This is a genomic window from Edwardsiella hoshinae NBRC 105699 = ATCC 33379 (assembly GCF_000474215.1).
GTDB lineage: Bacteria > Pseudomonadota > Gammaproteobacteria > Enterobacterales > Enterobacteriaceae > Edwardsiella > Edwardsiella hoshinae.
The window spans coordinates 1-26,025 of the sequence record NZ_BAUC01000033.1 but is presented as its reverse complement, the minus strand read 5'-3'; the positions used below and the strand labels follow the sequence as shown (position 1 = coordinate 26,025).

General features: G+C 54.2%; 19 protein-coding genes and 2 pseudogenes. 15 read left to right on the top strand and 6 right to left on the bottom strand.

Translation table 11 applies throughout. The features are described 5' to 3' along the window. The first annotated feature begins 19 nt into the window (after positions 1–19). From EHO01S_RS13460 to EHO01S_RS18920, 15 genes are all read left to right on the top strand, one after another. Positions 20–955, top strand: a complete 936-nt coding sequence (locus tag EHO01S_RS13460) for a LysR family transcriptional regulator (RefSeq protein WP_024524443.1) — start codon at positions 20–22, stop codon at positions 953–955. Between the two features lie 450 nt (positions 956–1,405). After that, a complete protein-coding gene (locus EHO01S_RS13450) occupies positions 1,406–2,971 on the top strand; it encodes a sulfatase-like hydrolase/transferase (protein ID WP_024524442.1) in 1,566 nt (521 codons plus the stop codon). A gap of 148 nt (positions 2,972–3,119) precedes the next feature. Continuing rightward, the gene (locus tag EHO01S_RS13445; RefSeq protein ID WP_024524441.1) at positions 3,120–4,010 is read left to right on the top strand and encodes an OmpG porin family protein; all 891 of its coding nucleotides are present in this window, start codon (positions 3,120–3,122) and stop codon (positions 4,008–4,010) included. Between the two features lie 36 nt (positions 4,011–4,046). Continuing rightward, positions 4,047–6,146 carry an autotransporter family protein gene (locus EHO01S_RS13440; RefSeq protein ID WP_024524440.1) on the top strand — a complete coding sequence of 700 codons (2,100 nt, stop codon included), beginning with the start codon at positions 4,047–4,049 and terminating at the stop codon, positions 6,144–6,146. Positions 6,147–6,173: 27 nt separating this feature from the next. Continuing rightward, positions 6,174–9,242, top strand: a complete 3,069-nt coding sequence (locus tag EHO01S_RS13435) for a chondroitinase family polysaccharide lyase (protein WP_035370625.1) — start codon at positions 6,174–6,176, stop codon at positions 9,240–9,242. Between the two features lie 63 nt (positions 9,243–9,305). Beyond that, on the top strand, positions 9,306–12,353 hold the full coding sequence (locus tag EHO01S_RS13430) for a chondroitinase family polysaccharide lyase (RefSeq protein ID WP_024524438.1): 3,048 nt from the start codon (positions 9,306–9,308) through the stop codon (positions 12,351–12,353). A gap of 581 nt (positions 12,354–12,934) precedes the next feature. Beyond that, complete coding sequence (gene lpxL, locus EHO01S_RS13425) at positions 12,935–13,861, top strand: LpxL/LpxP family Kdo(2)-lipid IV(A) lauroyl/palmitoleoyl acyltransferase (RefSeq protein WP_024524437.1); 927 nt, start codon at positions 12,935–12,937, stop codon at positions 13,859–13,861. Positions 13,862–14,584: 723 nt separating this feature from the next. Beyond that, complete coding sequence (locus EHO01S_RS13420; RefSeq protein ID WP_024524436.1) at positions 14,585–15,097, top strand: YMGG-like glycine zipper-containing protein; 513 nt, start codon at positions 14,585–14,587, stop codon at positions 15,095–15,097. 12 nt (positions 15,098–15,109) lie between these two features. Further along, a complete protein-coding gene (locus EHO01S_RS13415) occupies positions 15,110–15,712 on the top strand; it encodes a hypothetical protein (RefSeq protein ID WP_024524435.1) in 603 nt (200 codons plus the stop codon). A gap of 195 nt (positions 15,713–15,907) precedes the next feature. Continuing rightward, positions 15,908–16,177, top strand: coding sequence for a hypothetical protein (locus EHO01S_RS18925; RefSeq protein WP_148707545.1), 270 nt, complete (start codon positions 15,908–15,910; stop codon positions 16,175–16,177). A 756-nt stretch (positions 16,178–16,933) separates the two neighbouring features. Then, the gene (locus EHO01S_RS13410; protein ID WP_024524434.1) at positions 16,934–17,740 is read left to right on the top strand and encodes a fimbria/pilus periplasmic chaperone; all 807 of its coding nucleotides are present in this window, start codon (positions 16,934–16,936) and stop codon (positions 17,738–17,740) included. Between the two features lie 267 nt (positions 17,741–18,007). Next, on the top strand, positions 18,008–20,692 hold the full coding sequence (locus tag EHO01S_RS17645; protein ID WP_051355223.1) for a fimbria/pilus outer membrane usher protein: 2,685 nt from the start codon (positions 18,008–18,010) through the stop codon (positions 20,690–20,692). Continuing rightward, positions 20,689–21,126, top strand: coding sequence for an AfaD family invasin (afaD, locus tag EHO01S_RS13400; protein ID WP_024524432.1), 438 nt, complete (start codon positions 20,689–20,691; stop codon positions 21,124–21,126). The genes EHO01S_RS17645 and afaD overlap by 4 nt, the downstream gene beginning before the upstream one ends. 613 nt (positions 21,127–21,739) lie before the next feature. Beyond that, positions 21,740–22,261, top strand: a complete 522-nt coding sequence (locus tag EHO01S_RS13395; RefSeq protein WP_024524431.1) for a hypothetical protein — start codon at positions 21,740–21,742, stop codon at positions 22,259–22,261. A gap of 90 nt (positions 22,262–22,351) precedes the next feature. Beyond that, positions 22,352–22,864, top strand: a complete 513-nt coding sequence (locus EHO01S_RS18920) for a hypothetical protein (RefSeq protein WP_148707544.1) — start codon at positions 22,352–22,354, stop codon at positions 22,862–22,864. Between the two features lie 112 nt (positions 22,865–22,976). Here EHO01S_RS18920 and EHO01S_RS13390 read toward each other — a convergent pair whose 3' ends face one another. The 6 genes and pseudogenes from EHO01S_RS13390 to EHO01S_RS19040 form a co-directional block, all read right to left on the bottom strand. Then, on the bottom strand, positions 22,977–23,240 hold the full coding sequence (locus EHO01S_RS13390) for a hypothetical protein (RefSeq protein ID WP_024524430.1): 264 nt from the start codon (positions 23,238–23,240) through the stop codon (positions 22,977–22,979). 626 nt (positions 23,241–23,866) lie between these two features. Beyond that, the gene (locus EHO01S_RS13385; RefSeq protein WP_024524429.1) at positions 23,867–24,172 is read right to left on the bottom strand and encodes a type II toxin-antitoxin system RelE/ParE family toxin; all 306 of its coding nucleotides are present in this window, start codon (positions 24,170–24,172) and stop codon (positions 23,867–23,869) included. Next, a complete protein-coding gene (locus EHO01S_RS13380; protein ID WP_024524428.1) occupies positions 24,169–24,456 on the bottom strand; it encodes a damage-inducible protein J in 288 nt (95 codons plus the stop codon). Before EHO01S_RS13380 ends, EHO01S_RS13385 begins: the two co-directional genes overlap by 4 nt. Before the next feature lie 10 nt (positions 24,457–24,466). Then, positions 24,467–24,823 (bottom strand): annotated as a pseudogene (locus EHO01S_RS13375) (tyrosine-type recombinase/integrase); the annotation flags it as partial. Positions 24,824–24,961: 138 nt separating this feature from the next. Continuing rightward, positions 24,962–25,222, bottom strand: a complete 261-nt coding sequence (locus tag EHO01S_RS18430) for a hypothetical protein (protein ID WP_232238241.1) — start codon at positions 25,220–25,222, stop codon at positions 24,962–24,964. Next, positions 25,191–26,025, bottom strand: a pseudogene (locus tag EHO01S_RS19040) (filamentous hemagglutinin N-terminal domain-containing protein); the annotation flags it as partial. The gene EHO01S_RS18430 and the pseudogene EHO01S_RS19040, both read right to left, overlap by 32 nt.

Below are 26,025 nucleotides of genomic sequence, written 5' to 3'. Positions count from 1 at the left end.
CGTGCCAACGGAGGCCGCCATGCGCCGCGTTTCCCTACGTCAGATAGAGATATTTCACGCCGTCATGACCAGCGGTAGCCTGACTGAGGCGGCGGCACTCTTACAGACCTCACAACCCACCGTCAGCCGCGAGCTCGCCCAATTGGAACGCGTGTTGGCGCTGAAGCTCTTCGATCGTGTGCGAGGCCGCTTACGTCCCACGGTGCAAGGTCGCCAGCTGTTCGAGGAGGTTCAACGCGCTTATCATGGTTTGGAACGCATCGTGGATGCCGCCAGCCAGATCCGCCAGTTTCGCCGGGCAAGTCTCAGTATCGCTTGTCTACCCGCTTTCGCCCAGTCCCTGCTGCCCTTAGTCTGCCGCCGCTTTCTCAACCAATACCCCGATGTCAGTCTGACTATCACGCCACAGGAGTCCCCGCTGTTGGAGGAGTGGCTCGCGGCACAACGTTACGATCTCGGACTGACGGAAGAAAGCCGCACCCCGCCGGGCTGCCAACGCCATACGCTGGCGATCATGAATGAGCTCTGCGTACTGCCCGCCGGGCATCCCCTGCTACGCCACAGCTGTCTGACACCTGCGCATTTCGCTGACCAGCCCTATATCAGTTTGGCGGCGGACGACAGCTATCGCCACACATTGGATGCGCTATTTCTCCAAGCCGGTGTGCAGCGCCGCATGATCGCCGAAACCCATAGCGCCGCCGCCGTCTGTGCCTTGGTACGCCAAGGCGTGGGCCTATCTATCGTCAACCCGCTCACCGCGCTCGACTTTGCCGAACAAGGAGTGGCTTGGCGCCCCTTCAGCATCGCCGTTCCCTTTACCTTAAGCCTCATTCGCCCCCAACATCGCCCCGGCTCAGCGCCGGTCGATGCCTTTATCAAAGCGCTGCGCAGCGAAGTCGCCGCGCTCACACAACGCTTAAACAGCGCCAACACGAAAGACAATGAAACCTAATGGCCGATTTTTTATACACAACAGCCGGACGATAGCGCTTTCGTTTTAAATTTGTTAAAACAAAAACTCGCTAATCACATAATTTATAATTACTTGTCTATTAATCACCCACCTTTCGAACGCGGTGGCGCGCGCACCATCCGTCTCCCCATCCCCATCCCCCCGCGCCGCCATAACACGGAAATGCTATTGTGAATGCGCCGCCATTACCGAACTCACCATCGGCTATAACCCTATGAATAATAGGACGACAAATCATCCCCCCTGTTAACTCCCTCACAGTTTTCCCTCTCTCATCTCCCTCGCTAGCCAAGGACAGAGCCGATTTAGTGTGATCCCGCTTCTATTTCCAAAATTTTCGTTGATTTATGATTTGAGCTGCACAAAAAGTATAAATAAGATGTGTAAAAACCATTCGAAAGAAAACGCAAAGAATAAGAAGGGGGGTAAATGTCCGTTACTCGCAGAAGCTTTCTGAAAGGGTTGGCAGCCGGAGGCGCCGCCATCTCGGCGCCAGCGACCCTCGCCGCCACACTAGGGAACACACAGTGCCAAGATAACCAAAACCGGCCCAAGGATGCACCGAACCTGCTGATCGTCTTTCCCGATGAGTTCCGCGCACAGGCATTGCAGTTTATGGGGCAGGATCCCTCCTTGACCCCAAACTTGAACGCCTTCGCCAAACAATCTCGGGTGATGCGCCAGGCCGTCTCTAACTACCCGTTGTGTACGCCATTTCGCGGTATGCTGATGACCGGGCAATACCCGATCCGTAACGGCATCACCGGTAACGCGCACGACTTCGGCGGCAAGGTCGGTATTGAGCTGTCGCGCTATGCCCAGTGTTGGTCCGACGTACTGAAGAAACTGGATTACAGCACCGGCTACATCGGTAAGTGGCATCTGGATGCCCCACACGCCCCCTTCATCGAGAGTTACAACAACCCGATGGAAGGCCGTTACTGGAACGAATGGACCGCACCGGATCGCCGCCACGGCTTTGACTTCTGGTACTCCTACGGCACCTATGATCTGCATATGCGCCCGATGTACTGGGGTAACACTACCCCGCGTGAAAAGCCGATGTTCGTCGATCAGTGGAGCGCCGAGCATGAGGCCGATATGGCCATCAAATTCCTGCGTAACGACGATGGTAATTTCCGCGCCGCCGACAAGCCGTTTGCATTAGTGGTGTCCATGAATCCGCCCCACTCGCCTTACGACCAGGTGCCGCAAAAATATCTGGACCGCTACGCCGGTAAAACATCGCGCGATCTGAATACACGCCCCAATGTCGATTGGCAGGCCAATTACCAAGAAGGCTACGGCCCGCAATACTTCAAAGAGTATATGGCGATGGTCAATGGCGTCGATGAACAGTTTGGCCGTATTCTGGCTGAATTGGATAAACAAGGGCTGGCGGATAACACCCTGGTGGTGTTCTTCTCCGACCATGGCTGCTGCCTGGGTGCCAACGGCCAGCCGACCAAGAACGTCGCCTATGAAGAGGCGATGCGAATTCCGATGATGTTCCGTTTGCCGGGTAAGATCACGCCGGGCAGCGACGACGCGTTGATGTCGGCACCGGACATCTATCCGACCATCCTCGGTCTGATGGGGTTGGAACAGTGGATCCCGGGAACCGTCGAGGGCAGTAACTTGGCCGAGCGGATCACCAGCGGTAAGGGGGAAACCGCCAGTTCACAACTGTACTTGTTCGTTCCCTACGGCGAACCCTCCTTCGGCCGCCGCGGTGTACGCACCGCCAGCCATACCCTGGTCATCGATCGCCAAGATGGCCAACCGCTGAAATATACCCTATACGACAATATTAACGATCCCTACCAGATGAAGAATATTGCTGCGGGTAACGATGCCCTAATTAAAAAACTCACGGATGAAGAACTGATCCCCTGGTTGGAAAAAACCGGCGACTCCTGGCGTCCGGTTGAATTCACTACGGCGACCACCAATAAACTAAATAAGAAAGTGGCCGAGTGCGCCCAAGCGAGCTAACCGCCACACTCCGTACGTCATGACCCTACCGCTCCTTACTAACGTCTTCGGCGCTAGTAAGGATGCCGTTCGGCCTGCGTGCAAATCATAACCATAACAAAATAAATAACAGCATTAATGCATCACGATTATTATCGTAAGGAATGCTATGAACAAGAATAACCAGCTATTTCTGGGCTCTCTGCTCGCGCTCTCATTGACCTCATTGAGTGTGCAAGCTGCCAATATCAATACCGTTTTCTCCTGGGAAACCGCCGATTACGATACACCGGCCAACTATTCCGGCTATCGTCTCGACATCAACATTAACCCGACAAAGTCTAACTGGTACTTCGACGCCGGTCTGCGTCAGCGTGAGGCCGATAATAATAGCCGCTATCAACGTCTGGATCTCCAAGCCGGCTACCGCTACAAGATCAATAATGGCTGGATCCAACCCAGCTTCAAGGTCCGTCAAGATATTACCACCTATGAGAATGGCAACCGCCTCACCGTCGATTTCTATAGTACCAAGACCTCCTATTACTACAACCTCTCCAATAGCTGGGCGCTGGCCGGTAGCGGTATGTTTAGTATCGAAAAGAAAGAAGACCTGAATCAAAAAAAAGGCCTGACGACCAACACCGACTATCTCTCATGGGAATTTGAACCAGGCATCCGTTACTTTATTACACCCAATATCAACACCACCCTGGCCTACTTCCAAAGCGGTAAACACGCCAATAAACAAGATGCGTTTGATAACCGTGAACTTCAACGCAACCAGCAGGTACGTTTATATCTGAACTGGAACACCCCTATTGGTCTTGTCATCTCACCGTCTACCCGTCAATCGGTATTTGGCGAAATTACCGAACGTAATGCCCAGGGTGAGATCATCAAGAAAGATATGTCACGTTACACCCTGCAACTGGCTTATCCGATTAATAATCAGTGGCGTCTTATGACTGAATATTATCACGAAAAAATCAAAACCAAAGATAGCGATAAGAAAACCGCCTACGACTACTTCAAGGTTTCTGTCCGCGCGAGTTTCTAACGTATCAATAAAAATTGCCAACGCCGAGGTTATCACGTGAATAAATACCAGCACCTTTTCCTTTATACCGCCATTGTCTCTGCCCTCTATAATACTGCCTGGGCAGCAGAAGTTTGCGATCCAACTAATGACATTTGCACTTCGCTTGAAGTAACAAATAGCAACAAAAACATTGGCAAAAACATCATAATCAGCCAAGCGGATGCTGCTGCCATTCATGTTAAGGATGGCACCTCATTAACAGGAAGCATAAATATAAATGGAAAAAAAATAATAAACAATCAAGGCACAGCTATTAAGATAGATGGTGGATTTAGCAATGGCTACCTTGTCCTCAAGAATAACGCCACCGTACGAGGAAATGGTATTGCCATGGACTTCAGTCAAGCCGATTCTGCAATACGACTTGATGTCGAAAACAGTTATATTTATGGTGATATTATTGGCCAAGGTAAAACCAATAACTCTAGCAAAATAAATTTCGCATTAAATGGAAGCAGTGCATATTTTGATGGCTATAGAATCCTTGACTTCAAAGAAATATTTAATGATGGGACATTAACGATCGTTGGAAAAGATCGAACAATCATTTTCAACACTCTAGTGACCAACAAAACAAACAGCACTTTAATATTTAAGATTGGCGATGATGTTAATTTAGATAACTCCATATTAAAGGCTGATAGCATTTCATTTAAAGGAAACAACACAATCAAGCTACACTATGTAGGCACTAACATATCTAACATTATAGATCGAGATATTGTGCTCATTGAATCAGGCACTGCGTTATCAAAAGATGATATCAAAAATATTAACTATCATCTTCATGAAGACCCAAACAATACAAAATTCAGTGATTACTCACCATTATTAACTCAAACCAACTCATGGGTCGAAGAAACACCTGCGCTCGACGGTAGCGCTACTGGTGGACATAAAGTTATTGTTAATTATGGCATAGGATATGGTGGTGCTAGCAATTTCTCTGCTTTGGCTGAACAAGGCGGTGCCTCAGCAAATGCCCTGCTCGCCACAAAATTTATCGTTCCTAAAGTACTCAATGACTTTAATCAGAGTCGCAGCGCCGCCTCCGATCAAGCCTTGGCGCTGCTGATTTCCGCCGGCAACAATGCGAGCGCCATCGCCAACCTGGCCAATCAGATGACGCCGAACAGCGACGGCAGCGAACTACGCGCCGCCAATCAACTGGTCGGCGACATGCGCAACCATATCGCACAGCGCCAGCTCGGCTACCTGGGGCAACTGCCCGCGCAAGAACGCGACAGCGGCTGGAACCTGTGGGTCAATACCCTGTACGGCCACGGTTCGCAGAGCGGCAACGACTATGCCAATGGGTTTAATATGAACCGCTATGGCATCAGCCTCGGCGCCGATCAGGAGATCGATGATAGCGCGATGCTCGGCTTTGCCCTGGGCTACAGCCACAACCAGGCCGACAGCCGCGGCGTCGATCAAAGCAAACGCATCGATACCGTCGAGTTGATGCCCTACCTCGGTTGGCGCAGCGGTATGCTGTTCGCCGAGGGTAACCTCAACATCGGTTACTTGCGCGTTAAGAGCGAACGCAAGATCGACGGCGGCAACGGCTGGCAGGGCGAGAGCCAGGCCAATGGCGATTACACCGGGATGCAGGCGGGCTATCAGCTCAACGCCGGTCTGAACCTGGAGTTAGCCGGCCTACACCTGCGCCCGATGCTGACCTACCAATATCAGTGGGTCAACCTAAACTCCTGGCACGAAAGCGGTTCGGTGCTGGCGCTGAGCAGCAGCAGCCAGAAGTATAGCCTGAACCACCTGGGTGGCGGCGTAAGCGCCTGGACCCAACTGGCTACCGGCTGGGGCACGCTAACGCCCTCACTGCAAGCCAGCTACCTGCATGATCTCGATGGCGAGCGCCGTATCCGCCAACGCCATGCCCTGGTCTCGATCAATAACGCCGGTTCAACGTTCGAAACCATCGGCGCTCGAGTCGGCGGTAATCAAGTTCGTGTCGATGCCAATGCACGCTTGGACATCAGCGACTCACTCAATCTGGGCATCGGCGTAGGCTACAACCGTGACGATCGCTACGGTGAAGGCGTTATCGGCCTGACCCTGGGCAACCGTTTCTAATCGGGCTACGGAGAAAGGGAATTTATCATGTCATCCATGCATCGCACCCTGCTGGCGGCCTCGATTGCCGCCCTGCTGCTCAACGCCCCACTCTCTGCGGCGCCGAACGACGCCGCCGCCCAGCGTGCCGCGCTCATGCGCGCACAGATCTACAGTTTCGATCAACCCGGCGATCTCGCCGACATTACGACGACGGCGGGCTCACGCGTCGCCCTAAGCGATAAACGCGCCATCATGGGCGAACGCGCACTGGTCTGGGACTGGCAGCGCGGCGCCAGCCTGTTACTGCGCCACGCCATGGACATTCCGACAGATGCCCAGGTCTCTAAAGCCTGGGGACGTGCCGCCACGCCGGTGCTCTCTTTCTGGATCTACAACGAGAAACCGATCGACGATGTACTGACCGTCGATCTCGGCAATGGCCTTAACGGCAACAATGAGGCCGACGCCGGCACCCAGGTCAAACTGAACTTCCAGGGTTGGCGCGCCGTCGGCGTCTCGTTGAATAACGACCTGGTCAATCGAGAGATGAGCGGCGTCGGTGTACGCAGCGACGAAGATGCGGGCGAGCCCAGCGTTAGCCGCCCGCTCGGCGGGCATATCGATACCATCCGCTTCCGCGCCCCCTCCAGCGAGAAGTCTGGCCGTCTGTTCATCGATCGCGTGATGATCTCGGTCGATGATGCCCGTTATCAATGGTCGGATTACCACGTCAAAACACGCTACAACGAGCCGGAGATCAGCTTTCACCACGCCAAGCCCACGCTGGCGCTCACCGCGGCTAACCAAGCCGGCGTCGAACAGATCCGCCAACGGTTGATCGAGGAGTTCGTCAACGGCCCACAAGATAGCAACCTGAAGGCCGAAGCCGACCTGAGCAAGCTGCGCACCGCCTTCCAGGCATTACAGATCCGCGTCGCGGCCGATGGCACCCTCAGCGGTCGCCACCTGATCACCGACAAACAGAAAGTACTCTATCAACCGGAATTCTTGAGCGCACAAGACAAGGCGAAGTTTGATCACTACGTCATCCTGGGGGATTACACCACGCTGATGTACAACATCAGTCACGCCTACCGCCAGAGTCACGACGCGGCGGTGCGCAAAGAATTGGCCGACATGTATCTGCTGATGACCCGCCACCTGCTCGATCAGGGCTTCACTAAAGGCAGTGGTCTGGTCACCACCCACCACTGGGGGTACAGTGCCCGCTGGTGGTACATCTCGGCGCTGTTGATGAATCCGGTGTTGGATCAGGCCAAACTGACGCAACAAGTCTATGATGCACTGCTGTGGTATTCGCGCGAATTTAAAGCCAGCTTCGACATGAAAGTCGGTCCGCAGAGCAGCAACCTGGACTACTTCAATACCCTGTCGCGCCAGCATCTCGCCCTGCTGCTGCTGGAGCCCAACCCGCAACAGCGTATCGATCTGCTGAATACTTTCAGCCATTACATCAGCGATGCCTTGGCGCAGACACCGCCGGGCAGTAACGACGGCTTACGTCCTGACGGCACCGCCTGGCGTCATGAAGGGAACTATCCGGGCTACTCCTTCCCGGCCTTCAAGAACGCCGCCCAGTTGGCCTACCTGCTGCGTGACACCCCCTTCGCCCTACAGCGCGCAGGGCTGGATAAGCTTAAGCAGGCAATGGTCGCCGCCTGGATCTACAGTAATCCGCAGACCGGGATCTCGCTGGCCGGACGCCATCCGTTTAACTCGCCGTCGCTCGCCAGCCTGACCAACGCCTATTACTGGCTGGCGATGGCCTACGGCAAGCAGCCCGATCCGACCCTGGCGGCCATCTACCTCCGCCTGGCGGGGAAGAGCGAGGCCGATGCCAAGGCGCTGTTCGGTAGCGCCATCCCGCCGGCGGACTTACCGCAGGGCTTCTACGCCTTTAATGGCGGTGCCTTCGGCATCCACCGTTGGCACGATAAGATGGTGACGTTGAAGGCCTTTAACAGCAACGTCTGGTCCTCGGAGATCTACTTGAAAGATAACCGTTATGGCCGCTATCAGAGCCATGGTGTGGTCCAGATCGTCGCTCACGGTGCCCAGGAGGATCAGGGCTATCAACAGGCGGGCTGGGACTGGAACCGCATGCCCGGCGCCACCACCCTGCATCTGCCGTTAGCAGCACTCAATAGCCCCAATCGCCACACCCTGATGCTACGTGGCGAGCACCCCTTCAGCGGCGCCTCATCGTTGGAGGGCCGCTATGGCATGCTCGCCTTCGATCTGCGGCCTGCGCGTGAGCAGCCCAGTTTCGATCAGGCGCTACGCGCGCTGAAAAGCGTCCTGGCCGTCGATGATCGTCTGATCATGGTCGGCAGCGATCTCCATAGCAGCGACAGCAAACATGCCTTGGAGACCACCTTGTTCCAACTGGCTAACCAGCCAGGGAAGGAGAGCGCCATCTGGGTCAACGGGCAGCGCATCGATGCCGCCAGTTGGCAGGGCAGCCTGCACAACGGTGACTGGCTGATCGACGCCAACGGCAACGGTTATCTGCTGGTACAGGGGCCGACGGCGGAAGTTCGCCGCCAGCGACAACACTCTGCTGACAATAAGAGCATGGCGCCGACGGAGGGAGAGTTCAGCGTCGCTTGGCTCGATCATGGCAAGGCGGTCAAAAATGGCGCCTACCAATATCTGGTGGTGCTCGACGCTACGCCGCAACGCATGAACCAACTGGCTCAACAGCTGAAGCAGGGTAAAGCCCCATTCACCGTCCTGCGCAGTAACGACGGGGTTCACGTCATCCGCGACAATCTCAGTCAGGTGACGGGGTATGTCTTCTACCGGACTCAACGCCTCAGCGAAGGGCCGGTGATCGGCGTGAACCGCCCTGCCATCGTGATGACCCGCCCGCAGGACGGCGGCCTGGTACTCAGCGCGGTGACGCCGGATCTCAACATGACTCGCCAAAAGGCGGCGAAGCCAGTCACCATCGACGTCACCCTGCGCGGGCGTTGGCAACCGGCAACGCCGGAGCAAGGCATCGACTGCGCAACCAGCGGCGACGAGACACGGCTGCGTTTCCACATCGACTTCGGCATTCCCCAGCAGATTGCCCTGAAGAAAATGCCCTAAACGCTGTGCGGGCGGGGGTTCCCCCGCCCGCCTTGTTCACGTTTGACTATGGAATACCCGCCCATGCAAAACCATCACGGTATCAATCTCATTACCCTCGGCGTGCTGGCCTGCCTGTCGGCCCCCTTGGCCGCCGCCCTTCCCTCGGTCAGTATGGAGCCGAGCGGTAATGCGGTCTATCTATTCGAACAAACGCTACCGGATTCGCTAAGCAGCCACAAAGGGGTCATCAGCATCAGCGATCTGCGCGCCAAAGATGGGACTCACGCCCTGAAGTGGCGTTATGAACCGGCCGCCACCCTGACCATCCAGTCACCGATCATCTACCGCGACACACCCGATAGCGCCACGCCCCTCACCTTTATGGCTTGGATCTACAACGAGCGCCCCGTGAACGATGTGCTGACCTTCCGTTTCGCCCAAGGTGAGCGCACGACGGCCCATTTTCAGGCCAAGCTGGACTTCAGCGGTTGGCGCGGCATTGCCGTACCTTACCGTGACATGCAGGGCAAGCCCGCCGCCCAGATGGATCGCCTGACCATCACCGCGCCGGCCCAAGCTGGCACGCTCTATCTCGATCAGATCATGTTAGGGGTACCGGTCGATAACCGTTGGCCTCTGCCTGACTACACCACGCCGTTCGCCAATACCGCCGTCAACCAGATGGTGAGCAAAAACTGGAGTGCGTTGTTGATGTATGACGCAATGTTGAGCCAACACGTCCCCACGCTCAACTTCGCCGTCCCCTTCGACGATCGTAGTGGCCCCAGTGCCCCGATCTATCGTCGCTTCGACGACTATCATGGCATTCGGAGCGACAGTCCGGTCAGCGCCGAGCAGGTAGCGCAGAACCTGGCGGCCTATCGTCAATTAGCCATCCATCCGCTGGCTGACGGCACCATCGGCGGACGCCCGCTCGACCACCCCAACCGTCAGCACTTCATGAAAGTCAATGGGGTGTTTAGCCCGCAGACGCTTGCCGCCTTAACCGACGCCAACCCGATCCGGAATGTCGGTAAGATCCTGTTGCAAACTGCCCGTTATCTACGGAGCGACACCCTGACCGCCCAACAGCGCGAAGCGCTGCAACGCCAATTCCTCGACACCACCCGCTATGTCCTCGACCAGGGATTTGCAGGCGGTAGCGGTTACCAGATCATCACCCACGTCGGCTACCAGACACGCGAGCTGTTCGATGCCTGGTTTATCCAGCGCAACCTGTTGGCGCAACACCACTTACTGGCGCCGACCCAACAGGCAATGATGTGGTACAACGCCACCGGACGCATCTTCGAGCCCGACGATCAGATCGTCGATGCCAACGTGGATATCCTCAACACCCAACTGCAATGGATGGTGAAGAGCATCCTGATGCTGCCCGATCCGGCCCAACGCGACGCGTTGCTCAACCAAACCAGCCAATGGCTGGCGAAGACGGTCCTGCGCTCCCAGGGTGTCGGCGGCGGTTTCAAGCCCGATGGCGCTATCTTCCATCACTCGCAACACTACCCGGCCTATGCCAAGGACGCCTTCGGCGGACTGGCACCGACGGTCTACGCCTTAAGCGCCTCACCGTTCCGTCTCCCGACGGCGGCCCATCAACGCCTGAAAGAGGTGCTGCTGAAGATGCGCATCTATACCAAGGAAACCCAGATCCCACTAACGCTCAGCGGCCGCCACCCTACCGGGCTACACGCCATCACCATCGCCCCGTTTAAATGGATGGCGCTAGCCGGTTCGCCGGACGGCAGCCAAGCCGTCGACCCCGAGCTGGCCGCCGCTTACGCTCGACTCGCCGGCGAGACTCGCTTTGCCGATGTTCCCGCCGAGGCTGAGCCTAGCGGCGCATGGGCGATGAACTACGCGGCGATGGCGATCCAACGTCGCGCCGGGCAACAGGAAGCGGGACGCTCTTGGCTGGCCATCGCCCGCGGCTTCAGCCGTTATCTGGTGGGTAACGAGAGCTACCAGAAGAACAACCGTTATGGGCGCTATCTTCAGTATGGGCAGTTAGAGATCATTCCGGCCGATGCTAAACGCCAAGGCTTCAGCCATGCGGGCTGGGACTGGAACCGTTATCCGGGTACCACCAGTGTGATCCTGCCCTATCCCCTGCTCAAGGCGCAGCTTAACCAGTTGCCGGGAGCCGGGATCGAGGAGATGCTGCTGTCGACGGAACGCTACGTCGGTGCCAACGCCCTGGATGGCAACAGTATGTTTGCCATGAAACTGCACGGTCACAGTAAGTATGGTCAAGAGAGCCTGCGCGCCAACAAGTCCTACTTCCTGTTTGACAACCGGGTGATCGCCCTCGGCTCGGGGATCAGCAATGATGATCGCCGCCACCCGACAGAGACGACGCTGTTCCAATTCGCCGTCCCGCAGCAACAAGCCATTCAGGTCAACGGGAAAAGCCTCAACCAAATCGGTAGTCAGCAGGTGTTGCAAGGCGCCAGCCATCTCGTCGACCCGGCGGGTAACAGTTACTGGCTACCGGCGGGCCAACAACTCCGCGTCAGCTACCAGCGGCAACACTCGGTCGATGACCGCAACGATGCACCGACTGAAGGGGTCTTCGCCGTCGCCAGCCTGCTGCATGGTAACGCACCACAGCAACAGGGGTATGAATATGCCATCGCCATCGATGCGCCCCAGGCCCAAGCGCCGGATTACCGCGTATTGCAGAAAGACAACCGCCTGCACGCCGTGCGCGATCAGCTCAGCGGTCAAGAGGGATACGCCTTCTTCCAAGCCACGCAGCATCACGGTGACGGCCTGCTACTGGCCAGCGATACCCCGGTGATGGCGCTACTCGCTGCGCACGGGGATACGTTACGCCTCAGCGTCGTCAACCCGGATTTGGCGTTATACACGGGGCAAGATCCCGACCAGATCGGTGCCGACGGCAAACAGCGCGAGGTCAGCATCTATTCCCGCCCTTGGCGTAGCAACGCGTCGACGCCGCAGCAGGCTCAACTGACCTTAAAAGGGCAGTGGCAACTGGCGCAGCCGAATGCCGCCGTCAGCCTGAGCCACCAGGACGGCAATACACGGCTACGCGTGACGACGGTGGCGGCCCAGCCACTCGCGCTCACGCTAACACGCCGTTAAGCATCGCAACGGCCCCGTCTGGGGCCGTTCTGCGTAGCGAGAACGGTTAGCGACGCAATCAAATAACGCCCAGCGCTTAAATAGATTTAATAAATAACCTGAACAAGAATATTGTCGTTATGGGGAATGCTCTTAATCGTGCGCCCCCGTCCAAATAGCGCTTGCGAAAAGTCCGGCCCCATGAGTTAATGCCATCACTGGTTTGACCAATAAGGCAACCCTAACGCAGCCATTCACCTGTTCAGCATCTTCCGCCTTCCGTGATCGGCCTCCACTTGCCGGGCCGCTGTTCTCCGAATGAAAATAGGACACTGCCGAACAAGCGAGCATTGACGCACGATCCAGGCGTGCCAGGGCTCCATACGTACGTACGCACTCGCCCGCAAGCATCCGAGTTCACTCGCGAGTCTCTGCGCAGGGCGAGCGCACACACGCCGGCGAGCGGAATGTTAGGGCTCACAGTGCCTTCGCCAGGACGTCTTATTTATATTAAAAAATAATGTCAAAGCCTCATGACCGTCGTTACCGCGACAAGCGCGAAGGCCGCGATAACATAATTTATGCATGACTATCAGGAAACAATGAAAAAAACCTTTCACTTCCGCCGGGCATTTTTACACCCTCGTTATTTTATGCTGTGGTTAGGTATCGGTTTACTCTATCTGTTGGTACAGATGCCCTACCGCTGGATCTGTGCGCTAGGTAGCCTGCTCGGTCTATGCGCCATGCGCCTGATGGCGCGGCGTGCCTCCATCGCTCGCCAGAATCTCACGCTGTGCTTCCCGGAGAAAAGCCCGGAACAGATAGCCCAGATCGTGCGGGAAAACTTCAAATCCTTAGGGATCGCCCTATTCGAGCTCGGCATCGCCTGGTTCTGGTCGGATCGCCGCATCCGGCGTTGGTTCGAGGTCTCCGGCCTGACGCACATGCAGGCGGCACGGCAAAAAGGGAAAGGGGTGTTAGTCGTCGGTGTTCACTTCATGTCGCTCGACCTCGGTGGACGCGTAATGGGACTGTGTAACCCCATGATGGCCGTCTACCGCCCGCACAATAACCCGGTGTTAGAGTATCTCCAAACCCGGGGACGCTCGCGAGGCAATAAGCAGATGCTGGATCGTAAGAATCTGAAAGGCATCGTCGGCGCCCTGAAAAGCGGGGAAGCGGTCTGGTTCGCGCCCGATCAGGATTATGGCCCGCGCGGCAGCTCCTTCGCACCGTTCTTTGCCGTCAGCAGCGCCGCCACTACCAACGGCACCGCCACACTGGCACGCTTGTCCAACGCCGTCATGCTGACCACCGTGCTGATCCGTAAACCCGGAGCCCAAGGCTATCAGTTGATCATCGAGCCGGAACTGGATGGCTATCCAGCACACGATATGGTACAGGCCGCCACCTTCATGAACCGTATCGTCGAACGCGAGATCCTGCGCGCCCCGGAACAATACCTGTGGCTACACCGCCGCTTCAAAACGCGTCCGGCGGGCATGCCATCGCTCTATACCCGCTAACGTAACTGCACAGCACGGTCATGCTCTCCACATCACCGTGCTGCCCTTCTCTCTCCTCAGCCTCGACAAATCTGCCACGGCCAGTCGCCTCATTTCCCCCATCCACTCTCCTCCGCCGCACTTCCCGTGAATGCCTTATCTTACTCAACAGTAAACAACCATAAGTAATACAATTGGAATAGCGCCATAACACTGAACTAATAAAACAATAAAATCACCACAATCTCTGTGCTTATTTTCGGCAAAATACAGCCTCATCTTGATTACCATCAAATAACTTAACGTTTTATGCGACAAGGTGAAAACACGATAAATACATTAATTGATTTTATCTATCAGCCTATCAGCGAATTAAGTAGGCAAACCAACACCAACTAGCAGCAGTTAATGACGCACTAAGTCAAATGTTAAGTTATTTATACATTCAAATAAAGCCGACACCTGGTTTACAGCATTAGGCATCAAGCATAGAATCGCCGCCAGAAAATAAAACCGTCTAGGTCGTTAAATGCAACATACTGTTTTTTAGCGAGTTATGATGCGATTTCCATCTAATATATAAGCAAGCCAATCAGCCTTAAAATAAATCCGCGCTACGAATCCAATGGCACTAGAGCGCTTCACGCGCTACCCACACATACGCTGTTCTAATTATTGGGTGATGATGTTCCGCCGCGGCATATTATGCCGCCATGCGTTTTTTGACAGAAAATGGTATCTTAAATGAAATTGAAAACTTCCTGTGCACTACTGACTTTCTCCTCTTTATTGCTGTCTGGTTGTATGAATAATGCTGATCAATATGCTGCCGATGTCTATAACCCTACTCAGCTGAATCAAAAGCAGGAAAGTAAGACCGTTAATCTTATTTCCATACTCCCCGCCAAAGTCGCCGTCGATAATAAAGAAAATAAAGAGATGGCGCAGACCGTCGGCGCCATCCTGGGTAGTGTCGCCGGGGCAGCCGGCGGCTACAACCTGGGACATGGTTCACGGGCCGGCGCCGTGGCCGGTGGGGCCGCCGGTGCCGCGACAGGCGCCGCGGCGGGCTCACTGGTAAAAGACAAGGTGCTGGTACATGGCGTCTCCTTAACATACAAGGAGGGCAGCAAGATTTATACCTCTACCCAAGTTGGGGAAACCTGTCAGTTCCAACCGGGCATTGCGCTGGTGATCGCCACGGAAAAGGGAGAGACTCGCATCCAGCCAAACGCGACCTGCCCTAAAAAAGCCTAAGCGGAGCCTACCATGCGCAAGCCATTACTCGCCCTGCTGTTAGCCGTACCGGCGCTCGCCGGCGCCACTCCGCTCTCATCCCAACTGAGCGCGGTCGCCGCCGCAGAACAGCAAGGAGCGCAAGAGGAAGCCCAGCGACAGGCCCAGGCCAACGCCGCCCACCAGGCGCGCCTGCGTCACGAGCAAGCCGTCGCGGCACAACGCCAGCGTACCGCTGAACAGGCACGCGTCAAACGCGAGCAGCAACAATTGGCCGCGCAACGCGAAGCCCATGAGGAACGGATGGCCGATAAGCAGCGTGAGCAAGCCTACCAGGATCAACTGCGCCAGATGGAGCTGGAGAACATGAAGATGGAGATGGATGCCCGCCGTTCCGAGCTCGAACTCTCTAAAGCACGCAACCACGCCCGTAGCAAGCTGGCGGATGAGGAGCAGAAGAACCAGATGCAACTGGATGCGGCGGAGCGCCGTGCTGAAATCAGCAACAAGTCCGCCGTCGGCGACGCCATCCGCAACGAAAGCGAGGGCGATAAACACCTCAAAGAGCGAATGGGGAGCGGTATCGAGAATGCTGGTAAGGCAGCAGCCGATAAGGCCAGCGGATGGTTTAACTGATCCACGCTCGATAACTTAGGACAGGCCTCGGCCTGTTCTTTTTTACCTCGCGATCGCGCTGTCCACAACGTGATTTCCCCACGCTTCTCGCTGAAAACAGCGTCTGGCTCAACTGGCCTACCCACTCTTTTCCCACATTGTCCGGCGGTATACGCGCCATGGCAAAGCCCCACAATACCGAAACACGAATTACGTTTGCACAGAACCAAGCAAAAACCGCCACCCACACCGGCCAACGCCACCGAAACAGGGGATGCCGGCAAGCTGACGAGGAAATTTGCCGCGCTGGGGATTCTTCGCTTGCAGTGGCATTTTTCTCCTGACACCAAAAACCCCCCTGACGGGGGTGATTTTTTCGCAGATCTTGCCGCCGCGCGACTATATTCACCGCCTTTCCCCTACTGGGCTTATCCCGCTAACGATGCATCATCCTCTGGCATTAAGCCGATTGAGCTGAAAATATAATGGAGAAATCCTCCCCAATCATTTTGATTTTTTATCAAAAAACAGGCGATTCACCGTTATATAGTCCGCTATTTTGCTCCACGCGCTCAGTGACTCCCCGTCCCGCTCCACGGTATCCCATTGCTGGCGAGCATAACGCGATTACGACGCCATTAACGTCAAACCATACCCTACACGCGATACGAGGCGGGGTCAGTTAATCGCTTTTCTTTATCTCAACGACCTCTATCTTTTTTTATTATTTAATTTCCGTGATTATTAGTTTTTCCGTTATCACTAATCTCCAGTGCTAATTAACGGAAGCTGGCTTTATATTTTGTGGTAATTTATTTAGAGTATTTCTGTTATTTTGATTTTTATTATTTTCTTTTTTTAGCGTTGATCTAAAAGCACTATTTTTTAATGAGAAAAATAAACGAATGTTTGGCAAAAGGCTATATAGACGATCTTTTGATCTATGCCAACAATCAAAGTCAGAGCTTATGTCCAAAATATTCAACATGCGCAGTATCATAAACCAAATTATCGCCATAGCTTCGACATAAAAGATCGCATATATCGCTTTTTTCAGATTAAACACTTGGCTAGAATATTCTCGATTTGTTAGAGGAAGATAATTTCTCTGCCCATACTGTTTCCTGATGAATAGCGTCGGCAGGGGACGGGGCGACGTTATCGCTCGCGCACATTGCGCCAGCCACAGTCATTGTGGCGATGGCATGTCGCCTAGAACCATCAACAACCAATGAGAGCGCTATGTTAGATTCTGTATTGCATCGCCAACATACCAGAAAAAACCACTGGCTTCTGGCGGCATGCTTGACTTTAAGCGGCGTGCCGCTGGTGAGCCCTGCCGCGCCAGAGCCCAAGATTGAACAAAACACGCAAGAGTTTGGGGTTAAATTGGGCGCGACGCGGGTTATCTATGCGCCAGATTCCATGGGACAAACCCTGTCCGTCAGCAACCCGCAAAACTACCCGATGCTGGTTCAATCGCGGGTATATGCCGAGGATATGCAAAGCAAGGCACCCTTTGTGGTGACGCCGCCCTTGTTTCGTCTGGATGGGTTGCAACAGAGTAATCTGCGCATCGTCCGTACTGGCGGGACGTTCGCCAACGACCGCGAGTCGCTCCAATGGTTATGCGTAAAAGGCATTCCCCCTAAGGCGGATGACCTGTGGGCTAAAGATAAAACGGGACGGTCGGCGGTAAACAAAAACATTTCCTTGAACCTCCAGCTGTCTATCAATAGTTGCATCAAGCTATTTGTGCGCCCCGACAGCCTAAAGGGACATCCTGAGGATGTGGCGTCATCGCTGACCTGGTCGCGCCAGGGCAAGCAGTTACAGGCGGTCAATGACACGCCGTTCTATATGAATTTGGCGTCGTTGAAGGTCGGCAGTGCCGCGGTTGCTGATTTGCACTATGTGCCGCCGTTTTCATCGTCCACCTTTCCTTTCCCCAACGGGGCCTCCGGGAAGGTTACCTGGAGCGTGGTCACCGATTACGGTGGTGTGAGCCCGGTGTATCAGGCCGAGATTAAATCATCATCTCGACAGTAAAATAAAATCGTAAGAACCACGCAATAACCAATCAGGAAAAAGCCCCGGCGCTAAAAATTAACGGTAGAAATAAACACTAAAAACCAATACCGAAATTAACACTAAAAATAAACGCGCACGAAGCGGTGAGTTTAATCAGTCCACGTCATTGCATTGCCGAAAGCCATGCAGGCATCGCCGTGTATTGCGCCCGCTCGGCTGCATAGTCTGAGCGGCGAAATAGCCAGGGCGACATTAGGATGGAAAAATAAAATGGCAGGTCGTTTGATGAAAAAGCCCCTCCTAAAAAAACACGCGGGAGGTCACGGGAAATATCGCCCAGTCGCCCTGGCGATTAGCCTGGTATTGTTCAATGGACTGTACAGCGCGGGGGCGCAAGCCCGTTATTACACCTTCGACGCGGCTCAGTTGGATGGCGGTGATAACGTCGATATTTCCTTGCTTGAGCAAGGCGTCCAGTTGCCCGGCACTTATCCAGTCGATGTGATGCTCAATGGCGAGCGCGTTGACTCTCGTGAGATGGTCTTCCACCTTGAAAAGGACGCCGAGGGGCAGCCTTTTTTACAAACCTGTTTAACGCGGGCGCAGCTCGTTCGTTATGGCATTAAGGTGGACGATTATCCGGGACTGTTTCCGGCCCGCAAGGGGAATAATAACCCGGGGGCACCTCAGGCCGCGCGTTGTGCGCAGCTAGCGGCTATCCCCCACGCTCAGGCGACCTTTCTGTTCAACCGCCAACAATTGCAGTTGAGTATCCCGCAGATTGCGCTGCGCCCCCATTATTCGGGTATCGCGCCGCAGGCGTTGTGGAATGAGGGCATTCCGGCGTTTTTAGTGAATTACCAGGCGAGCACGTTTCGCTCCGCATATCGCGCTAACGGCATCACATCCCGTAGCAACAGTATGGATGCTCAATTAGAGCCCGGGGTGAATTGGGGAGCCTGGCGGGTGCGTAACCTAACCACCTGGCAGAAACAGGGGGCCCAGAAGGGCGAGTGGCAGACCGCATACACCTATGCTGAGCGGGGACTGTACGCGATAAAGAGCCGTTTAACCCTGGGGGAGCGGTTCACCCCCTCCGATGTGTTCGACAGTGTGCCGTTTCGCGGCGGGATGGTGGGCTCCGATGATGCCATGGTGCCCTATAGCCAACGCGCGTTTGCCCCCGTCGTGCAAGGGATTGCCCAGACACAGGCGCGTATTGAGGTGAAACAGAATGGCTATGTCATTTATAACACCACGGTAGCCCCGGGCCCCTTTGCCTTGACCAGCCTTCCGGCCGTTGGCGGGGGTGGGGATTTACAGGTGACGGTGTTTGAGGCGGACGGTAGCCGCCAGCAGTTTAGTGTGCCCTATACCACCCCGGCGATTGCGCTACGCCAGGGCTACCTGAAATACAACCTCATGCTGGGGCAATACCGTGCGGCCGATTCGGCGGTCGTCAAGGCGCCCGTGGGACAGGCCACCCTCATGTACGGTTTACCTTGGAACTTAACCGTTTACGGTGGGGGACAATGGGCGGAGCACTATCAGGCCGGTGCCGTGGGGCTGGGGATGTCGCTGGGAGATTGGGGGGCGGTATCGCTAGATAGTACCTTATCCCGGGGACAGAAGCGGCATCAGGCGACACAAACGGGGCAGACCTGGCGCGTGCGCTACAGTAAGTCATTTGAACGTACCCAGACCGGGTTTACCTTGGCCAGTTACCAGTATGCCTCGTCAGGCTATAACTCGCTGTCAGAGGTGCTCGATAGTTATCGTTCAGGTGAGGGGGAGGATGCGAGGGATGCCTGGTATCTCGGGCCGGGTTATCCGGGCTCCTGGTATGACAATAATTTTGCCGATAAACGGAAATCACGCACCAGCGTCACCCTGAGTCAACCGCTGGGCGCATGGGGCGCCCTGTATTTGAGCGGGAGCCGGGAAAACTACTGGAATCGCTCACAGAGCCAAAACGACCTCTCGTTGCGTTACTCGGGCCCGACGCTAGCCGGTATCTCCTGGTCGTTGGACTGGACGCAGCGCCAATGGGATTGGGCCGGCTATCCTGGCGCTAGCCACAATCAGAGCGAGCGCGCGCTTAACCTGTGGATTAGCGTGCCGCTCAATCGCTGGCTGGGGGGAAATAGCACTATCTCCTACCAGATGCAAAACCGAACAGACCAGGGCGCGTTACATAGCGTGGGCGTCAATGGCGCGGCCTTTGACCAGCGCTTGTTCTGGAATGTGAATGAGCAGATAGCCCAGGGCGCTACGGGCGGCAACCGGCATAGCAGCGACCTGAACTTACGCTGGAGCGGCACCTACGGCGAAATCAGCGGCGGGTACGGTTACCGTAAAAACGGCAACCAGATGAACGCCGGCGTTCAGGGCGCGATGGTTATCCACCGGCGGGGGGTGACGTTTGGGCAACGGTTGGGGAATACCGCCGCCCTGATTGAAGCGCCCGACGCCAGCGGTGTCGCGGTGATGAATGCGCCCGGGGTAAGAACAGACTTTCGTGGCTATACCCTGTTAGGTAACTTGGCGCCGTATCAAGAGAACAGCGTGAGCGTAAACCCGGTAACCCTGCCGGCAAATGTGGCGATAGCGCAGACTGACACCAAGGTGGTGCCGACTGAAGGGGCGATTATTCCGGCGGTGTTTACCACGCGGGTTGGCGGACGCGCGCTGATTAGGCTGACGCAAGCGAATGGTCAACCGGTGCCCTTTGGCGCCATCGCCAATCTCATGGGACAGGGTGAACAACAGAGCGGCGTAGGGATTGTCGGGGATAGCGGGGAGGTCTATATGACCGGTTTACCCGAAGCGGGGCGGCTGCAAGTGCAATGGGGTAAAGGACAACGGCAACGCTGCCGCGCGGATTTCCAGTGGTTGGCAGGTCATGACATCGCCGGGGTATCCAACCTGCACGCATTATGTCAGCCAGTGAACGGGAGCGAACTAAAATGACGCGACGTAAAATAAAAAGTCTCTTCGCCGTATGCATGATTCTGGCGAGCATGCAGGCTCATGCCGACGATAATGTCGACATCACCTTAAACAGTGTGGCGAATTTAAGCCCGCAACTTCGCGATGGTCAACGTATTGGCCAGGGGCAGATTCAAACCCAGCAGGCGCACCGCGGGTTTCAGGTCTGGCTGGAGGCACCAAGGAGCAGCGAGGCGCCGAATCGCTATATCCTGATGGGGAAAAACAATCGACAACATAAGTTATTTGTCATTATCGGTCAGGCGGGCTGGCAGCCAGACAGCCAGGGCGGATTGGGCATAATAAAACTAACCCGTGATAGGCAAGCGCGATTTGATATTGTGGTGAATGGCGGTCAATACGCGCCAATCGATACCTATACCGTTACGGTGCAGGGCCGCTATCTTGAGCCGTAATGGCATTCGCCACCTGTCGCATTAAATATGGGCTTTGCCTGATTAACGCCAGAATAAGCGACCTGGCAAGACACTATTTATAATTATTGTCTGGAGAAGCCTGGTAAAACCAACGCGTCCCCGACAGACATCCTACGGCTCTATGCGCTGAATTTATTTTTAGTGCCAATGCGCTATAGCCAAAGAAACGACTTATCTTAATACAGTAACGGAGAGGTATTATGCACGCCATATGGATGCCCATATATTGTTCGCACCAACACAGCCCCTGGACAGGTTTAATGACTATTGCGAGTGACGGAGTCTTAACCAATATCCGGATGTTCGCTTTATCGAAAAAGGAACATGTTGCCAGGCGCGACGGGGCACCGCTGCGAATGAACACGGGGCCGCCGCGGTGGTTCCGGGTATATTAAGGCATCATCGGAAACGGGGTCTGCACTTACTCAATAAACTGGTCAATAGGGCTCAGTATAACAAGCCTATATTGACGGTGCGGGTCTACCTGACCTGGTGATTTATATGTATAAGACAAACAAGGTCACGGCATAAATAAAATTCCACCAAGCGAATTTTATCTTGTCCGAGAAAACAAAGAGCAATGAGGTTAATTATGTTGACAAAGAACGGGCTGATCGGATTGGGATTACTGGCAGCACTGCCAATGGCCAGCAGCTATGCAGCAGATACCGCGAGCGCAACGGCAGAGTTCACGCTCACTAACGATGTGGGTATCACCATGACCGCGGGACCTGCGAAGACGATGCCTGCGAGTGTCGTAAAAGCAGGGACGACAGTCGCAACATTTACCGTAAGAAATACTAGTGGTTCAAATCTGAAGTACCATTTATGGGCTAATAAATCTTCAGGCAGTGGTAATCAATGGTTTCTAGATGATTCTAATTTAGATCACTATACGGCTGGTTTAATCTTTGATCTAAAAGCCAACTCTTCATTTCCTACAACGATGACTACCATTGCAGGACACAAAGGATATACAAGAAATACTGAAATGCTCCCCAATTCGAGCGATACTCTAGAGATTGTAATGGCTACTCCTTTGACGTCCTTAACTAACCCAATTCTTTTCAAGACTCATAGGATCACCCTCAACGCTACTGTGATCACTAGCTAATTAAAAAGTAAACTATCCACCGGTCCCGTTCGCATTGTGAGGTTAGCGCTCGGGACTATCTCACTCCAGTTTTATCGGATAAAACATAAAATGGCAAAACTAACCATGCTAATAAAAAAAATGGTAATCGGTCTGGCTATACTAATAAGTATGGGCACAAACTGCATCGCTGCGCTGGAAAGCCAGGCCGAAGCCACTTGGACGGTAAAAGATGTGGCATCAATACAAATAACCGCTGGGCCAGCAGCAACTAATCTCACTACAGCAACTGCAAGTGTAGGTACAAAATTAACATCTTTCACTGTTACATCGATGAATACTGCGGGGTTTCAGTATAAAGTATGTGCTCCAAGCAAGGCATACAATAGGGTTGGCTACTGGGCTGCGACGTTCAAATCTGATAGCTCAGAATTGCTTGTCTTCCCACGCTCGACGAGTGGAAATATCGCTGTATTGGACGTCAATGGATGTAATGGTTTTATAGAGCCTACCATATTACCTGGTAACGGTACGAAAACATACGATCTAGTGAAGGCGGACAACGCTCCCATGCGACCGGGAGAATACAGCTTAACACTCACAGCCTATGTAGTGAGTAACTGATCGAAAAATGGGTGTATTCTCTCCCCAACCTCGCTCTCGTTTTTAACCAGAAGAATGGGGAATATATCATTCTGGCGTGGTACAAATTTGCGCAATCATTGGTATAGCGCTTCTAAGGAGAATATCTCTGAAGTGCGGCAAGACGCGCCGGGTCGCGTTCACCTTCGGGCCTGGCGAGTTCCTGTTCCAGCGCCAGCCTGGCGGCCGTGGCCTCCCTGGCACGGTTGTTGAGGAAAGTGCCCGTTTCCCGCTGTAGGGCACCGACAATCTCGAAGCCCGCCTTGATTTCCTGCTCATTGAAGATGGGCTTGAGCGCGTTGGCGCCCGCCCGACCGGTGAACACGTCGCGGTTGAGGCTGGCAACGGTTTCGTCCACGCGCTTACCCGTCGAGGCTTGTTGAGCGGTGGGGTCGCGGATTTCGATGACGCCCCCACTGATGCCGCTACGGGTGGGTGTCGTCGCCGGACGCTAGGGCCAGGTGCTCACCGGCGCTGACCTGGGTGTTGCTCCAGGTGACTTCCTTATAACCATCAACGATCACTTTGCTTATATTAAATCTTTCAGGTAACTCACCTTTTGCCAGCTTATCCAGCCCCGCCTGCTTCTATTCCGGAGTGAGATTCTTGGCATCAGCAGACTGATTCCAGGAAGCAACCAGCTGACCATAACTCATCATTCCTTATGGCAGGCTGAGCGGATTATTCTCCACAACAACTCTTTCCAACGCAGGTTGCTGTGATAAAACCAGTTTTTCCCTGTGCTTTCCGTGAGTTACAACCGTTTTCCCTGCTGTACTTCCGGCGCGGCAACTTTTTGCGCTGTTAAGCGTTTTTGGCCCCGCAGACGCTACCGCCCGGCCGGTAACACTAGGTCTGCTACCCCACCATCATATCAGTATGAAGACGTGATGCCACGACACACACTTCAGCGGCGTCTGTAAGTGGCTGTTCAGGTTATTAAGGGATTATGCGGGAGTCAGCGGGATAATATGCTGTTCAGGCTCAGCTCTGGCTGTAGCGGCTGGCTATCTTGCGGGCGGTGTGAAGCACGCGCAGGATGCGCACGTTATTATTTTCGGTAGCATAGACGATGATGAACGGGAAGTGAGGCACCACAAGCTTGCGCTGACGCTCTGTACGTCCGGCTTTTACTCCGGCAAGCGGGTTTTCTGCAAGGATGGCCGCCATGCCTGCCAGCCGCTCATCGGCTGCGATGGCGACCAGTGCGCTGGCTTCCCGATTCAGGTACAGGAAGATATTCTCCCTGTCATGCTGTGCGCGTTTTTCCCATTCAACACTGACCTTCACAGTGTACCTCGCGCGGCCCGTTGTTTCAGCGCCTTCATCCGGTTTTCCATTTCGTCGTTGCTGATGTACTCACCTTCGCCAGCTTCATAACGGCTGAACGCCTGCGCTATCTGCGCTTCCAGCCAGCCTTCATGCTCGCTGTTCTGATGCCGGCGCTCTTCGGCTGCCAGTTCTTCGGCACGCTGGCGCATCAGCTCCGTCAGGCTCATCTGCTGGCGCTTTGCCGCCTGCATTGCCAGCCGTTTGGTTTCTTCGTCGATACGGAAGTGGATAGTACTGCTCATTGTCATAACCTCACGTGGTGTCATTTGTGTTGTCATTATGATGCTCATCCTCTGTATTGTCATCCCGGATGTGTACTTCACGCTCTGCCGGGTGGGTCGTGGCATGAACCGCCTGCAACGCCCGCACCGACACCTGAGTATATATCTGCGTGCTCTCCATGCTACGGTGCCCCAGCATCGCCTGTATCCACCGCAGGTCGGCTCCGTTCTCCAGCATCTGGGTCGCCATCGCATGGCGGAACAGGTGGCAACTCCCGTGTGCAACCACCCCGGAGGCTTTCATCCAGTGGCTGACCGTACTGGTGATGCCGTTTGGCCCCACTCCCTCCACACCATCCAGCGCCACGAACAGCGCCTTACAGTGCGGAGCTTCTGTTCCGGAGTGAGATTCTTGGCATCAGCATACTGATTCCAGGAAGCAACCAGTTGACCATAACTCATCATTCCTTATGGCAAGCTGAGCGCATTATTCTCAACAACAATCCCAGCTAACTTTATAAAAGTCTCACTTATTTCTTCTCTCTTGCAACCAAATTTTTACCCATAACCCCACACCTAAAATAATCCCTCCTACATATCCAGAACTGAGAAATGATGCAAAAACACCCTCCCACCTAAATATAAAAGCACCAGTTTTAAAGAAAACTATTAATGATGCAACAAGCATCGCAATAATATCAAGAAATAAAAATAAAATTATACAAGAAACTATAAGATACAGAAGCCGATAAAAACTATTTTCTAACATTTTTCTTATCTTTTTCATTAAGTGTATCCTTTACAAAATCTCCTGCCTTTTCATTTAGATAGGCTCCACTAGTTGCGCCAATTAAATCAGACAAACTATCTTTAGCAACTGTCGACACCGCTCCTTTTATAACTGTTCCACCAATACCACCAGAAACAGAGCCTACACCAGCACCAATTGCAGCATTAGTTAGATCCTCCCCTTTAATCGCACTACTAATCGCAGCACCTCCCATATTGATAGCTGCTGATGCCTGCCAGCCTTTACCTGTTGTGGCTGCCGCTGTTACTCCAGCCATAATGGCATCAACGTAACTGAAAGGATCATCCCCGCCAAATTGTACGCCCGTATTTACGACCACACCGATTGCCGCATTAAGCGCCATACCTTCTTTTATGGTAGTGCCCAGCACGCTGCTCCCAAACATCAGCGGTGCATCGCCTATGCTGGCATTTGATTTATGGTAGCCCCAGGTATTCATAATACTCTGAGCTTTAGCCATGGCCTCAGAGTCTGGGTTACGTTTCATGTAATCCTGTCCCGAGAGCAGACCGTTCACTAATTCCTGAGAAACTGCCGGGCCGTACTCCTTCTCCATTTCAGACGCATAAATACGCAAATACCCCGCCAGTTCAGCCCGTTCACTGCGGGTCAGTTGCGCAGGATCTTTAATAAACTTAGAAACCAGTGCATCACTGCGCTTGTCGGCGTTTTCCAGCTTAATAAGCTCATTCGCCGTGGCTAATGACTTATCGCCATTCATTATTTTTTCAACGGCTTTATCCAGCTTATCGGATGATGTTGCTCCAAGGAAATTATTC

Excerpts from the sequence above, each read along its gene's own strand:
- EHO01S_RS13460 (WP_024524443.1), top strand. The coding sequence starts at position 20 with ATGCGCCGCGTTTCCCTACGTCAGATAGAGATATTTCACGCCGTCATG.
- EHO01S_RS13450 (WP_024524442.1), top strand. The coding sequence starts at position 1,406 with ATGTCCGTTACTCGCAGAAGCTTTCTGAAAGGGTTGGCAGCCGGAGGC.
- EHO01S_RS13445 (WP_024524441.1), top strand. The coding sequence starts at position 3,120 with ATGAACAAGAATAACCAGCTATTTCTGGGCTCTCTGCTCGCGCTCTCA.
- EHO01S_RS13435 (WP_035370625.1), top strand. The coding sequence starts at position 6,174 with ATGTCATCCATGCATCGCACCCTGCTGGCGGCCTCGATTGCCGCCCTG.
- EHO01S_RS13430 (WP_024524438.1), top strand. The coding sequence starts at position 9,306 with ATGCAAAACCATCACGGTATCAATCTCATTACCCTCGGCGTGCTGGCC.
- lpxL (WP_024524437.1), top strand. The coding sequence starts at position 12,935 with ATGAAAAAAACCTTTCACTTCCGCCGGGCATTTTTACACCCTCGTTAT.
- EHO01S_RS13420 (WP_024524436.1), top strand. The coding sequence starts at position 14,585 with ATGAAATTGAAAACTTCCTGTGCACTACTGACTTTCTCCTCTTTATTG.
- EHO01S_RS13415 (WP_024524435.1), top strand. The coding sequence starts at position 15,110 with ATGCGCAAGCCATTACTCGCCCTGCTGTTAGCCGTACCGGCGCTCGCC.
- EHO01S_RS13410 (WP_024524434.1), top strand. The coding sequence starts at position 16,934 with ATGTTAGATTCTGTATTGCATCGCCAACATACCAGAAAAAACCACTGG.
- EHO01S_RS17645 (WP_051355223.1), top strand. The coding sequence starts at position 18,008 with ATGAAAAAGCCCCTCCTAAAAAAACACGCGGGAGGTCACGGGAAATAT.
- afaD (WP_024524432.1), top strand. The coding sequence starts at position 20,689 with ATGACGCGACGTAAAATAAAAAGTCTCTTCGCCGTATGCATGATTCTG.
- EHO01S_RS13395 (WP_024524431.1), top strand. The coding sequence starts at position 21,740 with ATGTTGACAAAGAACGGGCTGATCGGATTGGGATTACTGGCAGCACTG.
- EHO01S_RS18920 (WP_148707544.1), top strand. The coding sequence starts at position 22,352 with ATGGCAAAACTAACCATGCTAATAAAAAAAATGGTAATCGGTCTGGCT.
- EHO01S_RS13380 (WP_024524428.1), bottom strand. The coding sequence starts at position 24,456 with ATGAGCAGTACTATCCACTTCCGTATCGACGAAGAAACCAAACGGCTG.
- EHO01S_RS18430 (WP_232238241.1), bottom strand. The coding sequence starts at position 25,222 with ATGAAAAAGATAAGAAAAATGTTAGAAAATAGTTTTTATCGGCTTCTG.